Raw genomic sequence first — 13,526 nt, forward strand, 5'->3', positions numbered from 1 at the left:
CCTATTAAATTATAAATTTTTCTTATAGGACAAGAAAAAATCCAAATCGCTAAAAAGTTACAAACAAAACTTATAAAATTAAAGATGAGGTATTAAATACTTTGATACATTATTTAATTTCTATTAGGAGAAAAGAGATTGGGGAAATTTCATTTCTTCATTCAAAATAATTATAGTTAATTAGTTATCCAAATAATACATAATATGTTGACATTTGGAGAAAATACTTCTTACTCTGTTCCTTTTTGGTAAGTTCACTGGAGGTTATTATGACTTTTTCAAAAAATAAACAAAATCAGAATAAAACGTACTTAAACTATACATTTATGAGTGAATTACAAAATGAACCCTTCTCTATTTCACTTGATGAAAATAAAAAAAAATTAAAGACCATATTAAATGATCGTTCAGATATAACCTTGGAAGAATTCCAAATCAATAACAATATTAGAGGACTTGTTGTCATGATTTCTGGTATTTCAAACCCTGAATTAGTATATAAAACGATGTCGTCGATGATGAATTCTGATACCTCCAGTATAAAAGAGATGAAAACATCAGTAATACCATTCTCTCCAACTCATGAAAGTGATAATATGGGGGATTTTTTACTACAGATTTTGAGCGGAGACATGGGAATTTTAATTGAAAACCAAAAAACTGGAATAACTATTGGAATTAGTGATGCGGATATTAGATCTATCAGTGAACCCGTAAATGAAGCTACTATACGCGGACCACGTGAAGGTTTTATTGAAGATTTACGAATTAATACATCCATGATTACTAGAAAAATTAAAAATCCTCACTTAAAAGTAAAGAAATATCAAATTGGTCGTCGCACGAACACTGATCTAGTACTAGTTTATTTAGATGATATTATTGATCCCAATTTAGTTATAGAAATGGATCGAAGATTAAATTTGATTGATATTGATGGAATATTAGATAGCAATTACATCGAGGAAATGATTAAAGATCACACATACTCTCCTTTCCCTCAATTTAAGTCAACTGAACGTCCAGACACTGTTGCAGGTGCGTTATTAGAAGGTAAAATTGCCTGTATAATTGATGGATCTCCAAATGTGATTATCGCTCCTGCAGTTTTTATGAACTTTATGCAAGCGAGTGAAGATTATTATGAACCATTTATTATGTCCACTTTAGTACGTTGGTTAAGGTATGTATTTCTATTCTTTGCATTAACAACACCTGCTTTTTATATTGCACTAACAACATTTCATCAAGATGTTATTCCTACGAGTTTATTACTTAGTGTTGTAGCTGCACATGAAGCTATCCCATTTCCTTCAGTCATTGAAGCATTGATCATGGAAATTACTTTTGAAGCTTTGAGAGAAGCAAGTGTACGTTTACCTAAAACCATTGGTCAGGCTATCAGTATTATAGGTGCACTTGTTGTAGGTGAAGCTGCTGTTAGCGCTGGGATTGTTTCAGCCCCTATGGTAATCGTTGTTTCTTTAACAGGAATTGCCTCCTTTATGATTCCCGCGTATAATGCTAGCATCACTATACGAATTCTACGTTTTCCATTTATGTTTGCTGCAGCATTATTTGGTTTCTTTGGAATTTATTTATGTATATTAGTTTTACTCGGTCATTTAGCTAAATTACGTTCATTAGGTGTACCTTACCTTTCTCCTGTAGCTCCTTTATCTTTTAAAGACTTAAAAGATACTTATATTGCTTCACCGTGGCCATTTATGAAAAATCGTCCACAATATTTAACGGTACAAGATGAAAAAAGAGTGGGAGATCAACTAACTGAAATTATTAAAAAACAAGGCGGAATCAAAAAAAAGAATGAATAAAACAAAGAAACACCATAAACTGAAAAAAATAACGCTCATTTTTTTTATTTTATCTCAGCTTTTTTTCCTTATAGGGTGTTGGGATGTAACTGATCTTAATGACCTTGCCATTGTACTAGGAGCAGCAATTGATCTAGAAGAGAACAATATGTACCGAACATCTATACAAATAGCAGTTCCAAAATTCATAGGAGAACCAAATGCAAGTCAAAGTTCTAGTGACACATCGTATATCGAGTCTGACACAGGTCGTTTACTTAGAGAAACTAATTCCAAAATACAAAGTAGATTGTCACAAAAACTCACTTTTGCACACCGTCGCGTCTTGTTAATCAGTGAAGAATTAGCCAATAAAAAAGGAATTAGAGAGGTAATGGATGGACCCACCCGAAGACCTAGAAACCAATTATCAGCAACGCTGATAGTGACAAAAGGTAAGGCTTACAACCTATTAAATACAAAACCAATGTTTGAGAGTTATTCTGGAGAGACTTTAGATCGTTTAGATGAAGTGAATGATATCTTCTCATTAAATATCCTAGAAGCAGCACAAGCAATAAGTTCAGTTGGTAGTGACCTTGTTTTACCCTATATGGGGGCAAAGAAAATAAAATTTTCTGAATCAGAAGAAATTCAGATATTAGGTTATGCTCAATTCCGTGATGATAAAATGGTAGGTAAATTTGAAGGGGAAGCAGCACATGGATTAATATGGCTTAAAAATAAGATTTCACCTTATAGCGTGAAACTTAAAATAACCGATGATGATTATGTATCTTTTTCTATAAAAAATGGGACAACGAATATCGAACCAATAATTAAAAATGAGATCGTCCACTATAAAGTAGATGTTTTGTGCAATGCGAGTTTAATTGAAGACTATTCAGGAACAGATACCACAAAGACTAAAAATATAAACAGGTTAAACCGAAATCTGGAAAATAATATTAAAGTTGCTATTCAAAAATCCATTGACATCATCCAAAAAAACAAAGCAGATTCAGTAGAACTGGGTTTAAAATTGAAAAGGAAATATCCTAGAGAATGGAAAGAGATATATAGTGGACAGTGGAATGAAGAGCTTTCTAAATTAGCATTTTCCATAAATGTTCAAGCGAATATTGTAGAAACAGGGCATGTTACTGAAAATATTACTCAAAAGGAAGAGTATTAATGAACAGTTTTTCAAATGTATTACTACTGATTACAATTTCTTATATGATCACTACTATTTTCGAGATAAAGATTTATAAACAGCTTAAAAAAATTGAAAGATACATTTTTATTGGCATTCATGTAACGATTATGAGTATATTTGTGACTCAATATTTTAATGTTGAGATTCCGGTTCCAACTGATTTTTTTACCTATATCGTTTCACCGTGGATTTCGTCTTGGATAGACTAAATTAAAAGGAGGGAGAATAATGAATCAGCAACAAATTATTAATATGAGACAATTAGCGTGGATCGTGGCAGCTATCATATCTACTAGCAGTCATCCGCGAGCCACTTTTTCTATTACACATCAAGACGCTGGGTTCACATACATACTCCCTTTAATTTACGTATTGTTCATCACATTTATATTTTACGAGTTAGCAAAAGCATTCCCTGGTAAAAATATATTTCATATATCCTTTGAAGTATTGGGTAATGTAGGAGGAGGTATCATTAATGGAATTATCATCATATATATTTGGTTAATGTTAATTCGCCATATGGCTTTTCAATCTGCTTTTATTGATTCCACATTACTTGAACTTACTCCTCGAATCATTATTCTTTTAATAGTCGTTTTAGTATTAATATACTATGGGAGAACGAGTTTTGAGGTAATCCTCAGAGTGAATGATATTCTATTTCCTATGACTTTGATTATAACTATGACTTTACCTATCTTACTCTCAAATAAAATCGATTTCTCTCGTTTAACACCAATTTTATCAGATGGAGTAATGCCTTTAATAAAATCAAATTTTTTATTTTTCGGAGGGTTCTCTGAAGTGTTTATCTTAGGTGCATTTTTACATGCTCTTTCCGTACCAAGACAAATTCATTCAGCTATTCGTTTTGGTGGCATTCTTTCCTTTGTTATGCTTACATTAATTACAGTGTTAGAAATCGTAGTATTAGGTCCATCAGTAGCAAGTAAATTAACGTTTCCATTTTATTTGTTAGCTGGACAAATCGAAATTACAGACTTTCTGGAACGGATGGAAGTTATTGTGGAAAGTGTATATACGTTTTCTTATATGATCAGTATGGTTGTTATGTTTATTTCTTTACTTATTGGTTTAAGCAGCTTTTCCAAGCGAGGTGATCATAGTGTATATTCCTTCTCTATTGGTTGGTTTGTGTTCGCTACAACTGTTGTATCTTTTGAAAATATTACAGAAATGTTTTCTTTTAATATTAGTACATTTGTTATTGCTATTGTTGTACAAATACCTATCCTGATCCTATTATTTATTATTTCTAAAAGGAAAAAATACCGTATGAAAAAGTACAAGTCTGGTAAAAAGGAACATCGCGTCGGAAGAAAATGGCGTATATTTACAAACGGGTTATTGTTTATATCCATTTTATTCATTGCACTTGGAATAACATTCGGTCAAGATTATATATACTTAGGGTTTGTGGCTGGCACTGGTTATGCCATGTGTATGATTAGTGCACTCATTACATCCTTAATGGAAATGAAAACAAGTAAACAATTAAGAGAGGAGTAGTGTTAGGGAATAAACTATGTCAATTCCATCAAAGATTGAATGGATGTATATCCCCATGGTAACAGTCCGTTATAAGAGGGAAATAACGGACTGTTTTTTTTGTAAGTTTTTGTTGTTAACAATCACACTGTTATATCCTTTATTTTCCTATTGAATTTATAATATCAAGTGATGTAAACTAATTATTATATAGTTATAACTAACTGTTGTTGTGAGTAGATAATTTCACTTTCACCGTTCGTGTTGTTATTTTTGAAAGCGCATTCATTTAATATAAAAAAGATCTTTTTGAAATCTAATATTTTTGGTGGAGGTGCATTTGCATGGACTTGAAAATATTAATTGTTGACGATGAAGAGAATATTAGAGAAATAATCCGTTTGTATTTAGAGAAGGAAGGATTTCTAACTTTTGAATGTAAAGACGGCAAAGAAGCCATGGAGCTTTTAGAAAAAGAATCTTTTCATTGTGCAGTAATAGATATTATGATGCCAAATTTGAATGGTTGGGTGTTATGTCAAGAAATTAAACAATTTTATGAAATACCTGTGCTTATGGTGACTGCTAAATCTGAAATTGATGATCGGATAAAAGGCTTTAAAGTAGGAACTGATGATTATTTGACAAAACCTTTTCATCCCATAGAACTAGTAATGAGAGTGAAATGTATTTTAAAAAGATATTATTTGCTTTCAATCGATATTATCAATTTTGATGGCATTCTAATTGATGCTAACAACTATTCAGTTTCTTCAGACACTACTTCAATATTACTTCCTGTAAAACAGTTTCAATTACTATATGTAATGGCTAAATTTCCTGGAAAAATTTTTTCAAGATCTCAACTAATTGAACTTTTTTGGGGCGTTGACTATACAGGAAACGAACGAGTGATTGACACCCACATAAAAAGGCTAAGAAGTAATTTAAGTGATTTTGAACATAAAATACATTTACAAACGGTTCATGGTCTGGGTTATAAATTGGAGAAAATACAATGAGGCATTCTTTATATGTTAAAAATGTGGTCGTATATATACTTATTGTTTTTGTATCCTTGATCATCTCTATTTTTCTTACATTGAATTTTTATCAATCTGCGAAAGATATTGAAAATAAAGATAAAACATTTATGACTATCGGACTAAATATAATTAAAGTATCTGATAATGAAAATGAGTTAATAACAAATTTAAATAAATTTTCTAAAAAAAACAAACTTATTGAATTTATTGTTCTTAATGAACAGATGGAGTATATTTATGAAGGTTACGGATATGAAATAAAAGAAGAAATCATTTCACATGTACTGAAGGGAGAAGTTTATACAAAACCGCCATCGCGATTCTTATTGCATAGGCCACTAATTGGTCTCCCTCATGAATTGAATGGGACAAAATATGCACTATTTACAAAGCCTTCTAAATCGTCGCAATTAAAAGTTGAAAAATTCTTACTAACACTTATAATTTTAGAGTTGGTTACAGGGAGTTTTTTGATTATGATAACAACAAAATATTTAGTTCATCCTATATCCCAAGTCATATCAGCGACTGATAAACTTGCCAAGGCTAACTTTCAATACAGAATCCATTCAACTAGAAAAGATGAACTAGGTAAGTTAACAAACAATTTTAATCTCATGGCCATAGAGTTAGAAAGGCTTGAAAAGATGCGAAAAGATTTCATTGCAAACGTCTCCCACGAATTTAAATCTCCACTCAGCTCCATCAAAGGCATGGCGATAGCTATTAAAGATGACATGGTTACATACGAAGAAGCAAAAAAATACCTCTCCGTCATTGAAAAAGAAGCAAGCAGATTATCTAACCTTACAAAGCAATTATTGAATCTCTCACTTTTAGAATCCGAAAAGTACACCTTTTCCTTACAAAATTATCGCTTAGATGATCAAATTAGAGATCAGATCATTTCCCTGCAACCTTTGTGGGAAGAAAAAAAACTTGAAATTAAAACCAATCTCCCTCCCATTTATATAAAAGCAGATAAAGATTTACTGAATAATATATGGATAAACCTGCTTACGAATGCTATTAAGTATAATGTTGAAAGAGGAAAATTAATCGTTGAAGGAATAGAAAAAGACTCTTTCTTTCAAATTACAATTCAAGACACGGGTATAGGGATAAAAAATGAGGATTTACTTTATATTTTTGAAAGATTTTATCGAGTTAACCATTCTCACTTTAAATCAGGCAATAGTTATGGGATTGGATTGTCCATGGTTAAAAAAATTATAGAAATTCATCAAGGTGACATAAAGGTGAGTAGTAAGGTTGGTGTAGGGACAAAAATTGAGGTGATACTCCCGAAAAATGTGAATTAAAGTTACACAGTTTTATGCCATATTCATGCCACATCAATTTAATAATATTCTAGGCAGATTTCTCCTTCATTGGGGATCTGTCTTTTTTAATATCTATTTAATTCATCAGATTTTTTTACCATTACTTATTGTAATGTCATATTTATGCCACATTTAAGTTGTAAGATGTTTTAAAGGGGGGATTAAAATGAGAGGTTTTAGTTTAAATGCATTAGATACATTGTAACTAGAATCATAGAATGTACACTTAGAGGATTTAGATAATGACATCAGAATATTTAAGGTAAAACACCAGTAAATACAGCATTATTAAGATTCTTTGAAAGCGCTTTCTCTCTTTTTGGTTGATATAACGACTAGTTATTGCAATCATGAGACAACTTTGTGAAGTAACACTATATTAAAAAAAGAAGATAAGTTGTCTCCAAGAACCTGACAAGTAAGAGCAATCATGATCCAGAAAAAATTTTATGATTGTCTATATCACTCACGACAAACATGAAGTAAACCTTGAAAAAAAGATAAAATAGCAGGTAAAAACTAAGAAGTTAATCGTAAAACGATGAAACAATACCAAAAAAATAAGGAGCTGAAATACATGAAAAAGAAAGTTTGGCTTTGCTTTTTGATTTTCACTCTTATTTTCACGACGTTTCCAACAAATTTGACAGAAGCAACATTTGTAAAACCACCACCAGAGCCAACACCACCAACTAATGGTGCCTATTTATATGATGAAACTAGTTATGGTGGAACTCCAAACCACTTTTCAAGTGGAACAACACATGGCTTAAATCTTCAACCTTCTTCACTTAGAATTGAAGGGAATTATCAGGTCACCTTATACAGAGAAGGATTAGAGCCAGTCGAATTCTACGCCGACGATCCTCATCTTAGTGATGATATAGGTTCAGAACCTGTGGTAGCAGTAAAAGTAATAAGTAAGGGGGTACATCTATACGATGGAACTAATTACTCTGGGGACTCATATATCGTTTCCGAAAATATGATAGCTACTAACTTGAGTCTTCAACCTTCTTCACTCAAAATTATAGGGCACAATAAAGTGACCTTATCCGGAGTAGGATTAGACCCAGTCGAATTCTACGCTGACGATCCTGATATAAGTGATGTTATTAGTTCATATACTGTGGATACAGTAAGAGTTGAGGAAGATGTTAAAATGGACTTGTTAGACGTTGGAACTAATAATCTAGATGAATTTACACAAACAAAAATTGCAAAGTTATGGAAAATGGATATGTACGCTAATGCAATAGAAAATCAAGACATGCCTGATACTACTAATATCCGATCACAAAATGCTGTACTGGCTACTCGTATTGAAAACAATATTACCGACGCAAAAAGTTTTACAAGCGAGTACACGACTTTAGTCAGACCAGAGCTTGTAACTAATAAGGATCATATTATTAACTACAATACTGATTTTCAGACTGAATATGATGCCATAATAGCTGAACTAAGCCTACCTGATCCGGATGAGGTTATGATCAATGACCGTATTCAAAACCTTATTACGTCCATCACTCAATATATGAATGAATTGACAATAATGAGAACCAATATGGACGATTATGTAGGGCGACTCTTAACATTCGATAGTGAGATATTAACGACTTTGGATAGTCTAGATTCGGTGGTTGTCGCAGACGCTAGTGTACTTCAAACTGATTTACAACAAATTGGTGAAACACAAGGGGAATTAAGCAGACTAAATGATGAAATTATTGTTACGGGGGTCGAGCTCGCGGCTGATGGTGTCATTATCATAACCGGCTCTGTCTTAGCAATTATTGATCCTTTTACATTGGTCGCGGTTGCTGTAGCAGCAGTTAATATGGTTGACCTTAGTTTAGCTTTGGATCAACTTATAGCAGCTAGGGATCATCAAACTAGTTTGCTAGCGAATCTGATTAGAGATGAAGACGCACTGAACCAAGAAATAAAGACAGTAAACACAATATTATCTCAAATTAGGTATTTAGCATCAGACGCTACAGCAGTCATTAGTGACCTTGAAGGGATTAGTTACGAATGGGAATTCATAAGGGATATGCTAGAACAAGTGAAACTTGATTTAGTCAGTGCTGATCTTGAACTTGACGATGTATCCGCTCTTCAGACACTATTAAATGAAGCAAGGGCAGACTGGGAGGATATATTTGCTTTAACTTCTACTGTGTATACGATTCCAGAGCAATCGGTGAGTCATGACCATCCTGATTTAATCAGTGGAGTCTATGTATATAATGATCCATATTTGACGGGGGATTGGGTCAAAGTACCCATTACAGGTGAAATTACAAATATGAATTTAACTGATCTTATAAGCCATCCTGATTTGCATTTACCGCTAGGTTTTACTATACAATCCTTAAATATCGTGGGTAACTATGAAGTGACCTTATATGATTCTCCAGGTCAAACAGGTACATCCGTGGTATATACTGATTACGTAGATAATATTGCCTTAGCAGTTGAATCTATCAGGGTAGAGCATAAAGAACCCATCATACATTTCTTGAGTGATTTTGAGAGAGTAATGGAGGCATTAGTTACTTCTAGGAATCAAGTGAAACAAAGTGCTCTCATTTTACAGGAACAACCGTTGATAGATTCAAGTCTATATCCAGTGTTAAGTGTAAAACAGCAATTAGCCAAAGATTATGCCCAAGAATGGATTACTCTCCATGACCCAGAATTTACTCAAATAGAAGCAGATATCCTCGACTTTACCAATCTTTATACAAGTAATGTTGATCCCCTTATGAGTGACTTAGTAATTGATGCTCCTGGGGTTCGAGATAGAGTCACGACATTTATAAATGACCTGAACACAAGAATAAGTGATATTCAGACCCATGTAGATTCATTTAATGAAATTATCAATACGTGGGGATCCCCAGTTCAATCTTATGTTTCTGTATTTAGTTCGGATCTTGATGAGGCTATAGCAGGTCTAGGAGATCCAGATATCCAAGCAAGTTTTGATAGTATCGATGCTCTTAATGGAGAATTAAGTGACCTGCATGAGAATTTCAGAGATGCACTCATCATCAATGGAGTGAGTGAAGCTATGGCCATATTTGGAATAGGTACAGGTGTAGGTTTAGCTGTTAATGCAGAGCGTGCTGAGGCACAATTAGCAGTTCGAGAAGCACAAGCTGCAGTAGATGATATGATTCCCCACCCACCTTATGCTCATGAGGAATATCTTGAATTAGTTCAGAAACTTAAAGAGGCAAAAGAAGCTTTAGAAGAAATAAGTAGTAGTGCTTTACGTGTAAGAGAAAGAGGTCCTTTAGGTCCAAGAATGCTTAGATTCTCACCTGAATTTCCTGACATTGTTTCTGGTATCGCTGACGCTGCGTTAGAATTGGCTATATACCAAATGACGCTTGACATCGTATCTAAAGAGGATGAAATTGAAGAGGCATACTCCACCTTAAAAGATGCTCAAAAAGAGGCGGCTGAGATTGCAATGGTGAAATCACAATTTGAAAATCTTTCAATAGCCTTAAAAATCAGCTTTAGCCAGATTGGTAGCCTTTCTACCAATCTGACATCGATGATGTCAGATCTAACTGATGAACTACACCAATTAAGCTTGATCGATGATGATACGGAAAATATAGCGATCAAAAATAGATTAAATTATTCAAAAAGTGATATGTTATTTTTGCACGAATGGCTTTTAGAGAGTGCAGTATATCAAGCAAGTCTCGATTATACAGTTCTAGAAGATTATGATCTTCTAGAAGAAGGAATACTTTTGTTCGAAGATAACGATTATACTGGAAATTGGACATTACATGGTGTTGGGGATTACTCAAGTATAATACCTGATAATACCACGTCTTCCATTTATGTTAACGAGGGTGCAGCTGGTAAAGATATAGGAGTAATACTCTACCCAGACAGCAATTACGGAGGTGCTGCAACTTCATTTACCACTAACGATCCAAACCTCAGTGATAATGGCGTCGGTACAAATAACGCGTCTTCTATGAAAGTAAGAGGAGAAGGTGTTCATCTATTTGAGACGATCAATTATAAGGATACACACGTCGTTGTACCTTTTGGTAATTACCCGGATATAAGTACTTTGGGTATGCCTGATGATGTCCTTTCTTCCTTATTCATTGTTGGTGATGATTATAAAGTTACTTTATACGAGGGATTAAACTATACGGGTAGATTTGAAACATTTACCTCAAGTGATGTAGATATGAGAAATAATATCATTAGCAACAATGCGGTCTCCTCTTTGAAAGTACACAGACAAGATGGAGTCTATTTATTCTCAGAACAGAGTCGTGAAGGAGATTGGGTGAGAGTGGCAGAACCAGGAATATACAATAATATTGAAGAGCTAGGTTTTCCAGAAAATACGCTCTCTTCTATTAAAGTGATCGGTGGGGGATATGAGGCGGTTTTATTTGAAGACCTTAATCAAGGAGGTGCCAGTTCTTTAATTAGGGTAGGGGATGGCAACCTAACGGATAACGTGGTTGGCAATAATACCACCTCCTCAATAGTAGTAACTGAAATACCAGATGGGGTCTATTTATACGATGATATCAGATATAGAGGAACTGAAGTGCGAGTAGAATCTGGATACAATGGATACTATGAAAATTTAACAGAAGTTGGTGGTCCATTTGGTAGTGGTTCCGTCCCCAAATCCATTCGAATTGTAGGTGATTATGAGGTAGAGTTATATGAAAATGAAAATTTCAATAGCATCATTGGCACAGAACTTCTAAATCGAAGTGATCCCAACCTTACTAATAATTCGATCAACCCAATACAGTCTTTACAAGTGAACGATGTTTCAGCAGAAGGAGTTTATCTATACAAAGGTCCACATTATACAGGTGAAGTTATGGCAATAACAGCAACTAATGGATATAATCACGATCATTGGGAGTTACCCATTAAATTTGACAATCAATTTTCTTCCATTCGAATAGTGGGTGATTATGGCGTTGTGCTTTATCCAAACAGTGGATACGGCGGTACTCCACAAGTGATCACTTCTAGTGTTCCGTACATGGAAGATACGAGCATAGGTAATAATACGGTATCTTCTCTAAAAGCAAGAGGAGAGGGAGTCTATTTATTCGATGCTGTAAACTATAAAGGACTTGAGAAAAGAGCAGTACCAGGATCATACGATCATATAAATCATTCACCTGGAATTCCAAATGATACGTTAAGTTCCGTCCTTATTATTGGTGATTTTACAGTCGATTTAAAACAACACTACGATTTTGGGGGACTGAGTTTAATATTAAATCATAGCGACCGTACTCTTATAGATAATTCCTTTAATGATATTACATCTTCATTAAGAGTAAAATGGAAAAAAAGTGTAGTACAAGGACCACTTCCGTCTGCTGTTAATTTGGGATACTGGGTAAGTGGTCGAGTAACTTGGAGTTTCCCTGATGGTTTTGATGACAGAGGTTATTATGTTTATCTTCAGCGTCGACAAGTGAATGCGGATGGGTCAACCCGGAATGAAGAATGGGAAGCAGTAACTTTAAATTCTATATTACAGCCAGAGGGTTGGTATCATCCTACTAATCCTGCATATCGAGATAAAGTTAGAATAATTATACAGAATGCTTATCATGATTTTTATGTGCCTGATGCTACAGTGTATATAAGTAATTGGGTATGGAGAAGTGATGCTGATGTCATGTAACAAAACGTGTGAAAATGATTCATTTCAGATAGATATAAAATAATTTAGTAATAAAAGATATAACGAGTAATTGCATAAAATAATTATGAGCTGGTTAAGAGGCTAACCGTAGATTTACTTACGGTTAGCCTCTTTTTTCCACGTCTGTAAATAGTTTTATGGTTTAGATATTCTCAAAAAAAAAATTAAATTTTATTAATATTACAGGTTTTGAAGAAGGAATCTAACTGCTCACAACTTTTTACTATTTAGATTAGTGGGGAAGGGCTTTTAGCAATCCTTTGGCAGTTTCAGTAATGCTAACATAGATAATATTTTTCCAGATACTCATCACAGAATGACAGCTTTAAAATACTAGGTTTTTATAGAAGGGTTTACTTTTACTTGACTTTCTTTTTTTTTTGACTGACAATTTATGAATAACCTATAGAGGTTGTGAACACGTACTATAAATATAGAACGCTATACAAAGGAGAGCATACGATGTCTTTAACAGTTTATGAATATTCAAGGTGTGGAACTTGTCGAAAAGCAATCAAATGGTTCAATGAAAAAAATATAGACGTGAAATTAATTCCGATTGTGGAGGAACCCCCTTCAGCATTAGAAATTACTGAACTTATACAAAAAAGTGATTTAGATATTAAAAAGTTCTTTAATACTTCAGGTTTAGTGTACAAAGAATTGAAATTGAAAGATAAACTTCCATCTATGTCTGTAGAAGAAAAAATTAATTTGCTTGCTTCTAATGGAAAATTACTTAAAAGACCAATTGTTACAGATGGTGATAAAGTAACGGTAGGATTTAAAGAAGAAACATTTGAAGAAGTGTGGAGTAAGTAATACACCCCCCTATTGAAAGAATAATGTTTACTTTAT

At 33.5% G+C, this 13,526-nt stretch carries 8 protein-coding genes; all 8 read left to right on the forward strand.

All coding sequences use genetic code 11. From position 1 onward, the window contains the following. The first annotated feature begins 269 nt into the window (after nucleotides 1-269). Nucleotides 270-1,835 (forward strand): spore germination protein, encoded by a 1,566-nt coding sequence (locus EPK97_RS13750; protein ID WP_162037197.1) that lies wholly within the window; start codon nucleotides 270-272, stop codon nucleotides 1,833-1,835. Beyond that, nucleotides 1,828-3,009, forward strand: a complete 1,182-nt coding sequence (locus EPK97_RS13755) for a Ger(x)C family spore germination protein (protein ID WP_162037198.1) — start codon at nucleotides 1,828-1,830, stop codon at nucleotides 3,007-3,009. Before EPK97_RS13750 ends, EPK97_RS13755 begins: the two co-directional genes overlap by 8 nt. Beyond that, nucleotides 3,009-3,242, forward strand: a complete 234-nt coding sequence (locus EPK97_RS13760; protein WP_162037199.1) for a hypothetical protein — start codon at nucleotides 3,009-3,011, stop codon at nucleotides 3,240-3,242. Before EPK97_RS13755 ends, EPK97_RS13760 begins: the two co-directional genes overlap by 1 nt. A 19-nt stretch (nucleotides 3,243-3,261) precedes the next feature. Continuing rightward, nucleotides 3,262-4,566 (forward strand): GerAB/ArcD/ProY family transporter, encoded by a 1,305-nt coding sequence (locus tag EPK97_RS13765; RefSeq protein WP_162037200.1) that lies wholly within the window; start codon nucleotides 3,262-3,264, stop codon nucleotides 4,564-4,566. 323 nt (nucleotides 4,567-4,889) lie between these two features. Next, nucleotides 4,890-5,567: a response regulator transcription factor gene (locus tag EPK97_RS13770; protein WP_162037201.1), complete on the forward strand. Its 678-nt coding sequence runs from the start codon at nucleotides 4,890-4,892 to the stop codon at nucleotides 5,565-5,567. Further along, entirely contained in the window at nucleotides 5,564-6,913 is a 1,350-nt protein-coding gene (locus EPK97_RS13775; protein ID WP_162037202.1) for a HAMP domain-containing sensor histidine kinase, read from the forward strand. The genes EPK97_RS13770 and EPK97_RS13775 overlap by 4 nt, the downstream gene beginning before the upstream one ends. 598 nt (nucleotides 6,914-7,511) lie before the next feature. Further along, nucleotides 7,512-12,647 (forward strand): HBL/NHE enterotoxin family protein, encoded by a 5,136-nt coding sequence (locus EPK97_RS13780; protein ID WP_162037203.1) that lies wholly within the window; start codon nucleotides 7,512-7,514, stop codon nucleotides 12,645-12,647. A 483-nt stretch (nucleotides 12,648-13,130) separates the two neighbouring features. Beyond that, nucleotides 13,131-13,490: an arsenate reductase family protein gene (locus EPK97_RS13785; protein ID WP_162037204.1), complete on the forward strand. Its 360-nt coding sequence runs from the start codon at nucleotides 13,131-13,133 to the stop codon at nucleotides 13,488-13,490. The last annotated feature ends 36 nt before the right edge of the window (nucleotides 13,491-13,526 follow it).

It is taken from the genome of Chengkuizengella sediminis, assembly GCF_010078385.1.
Taxonomy (GTDB): domain Bacteria; phylum Bacillota; class Bacilli; order Paenibacillales; family KCTC-33759; genus Chengkuizengella; species Chengkuizengella sediminis.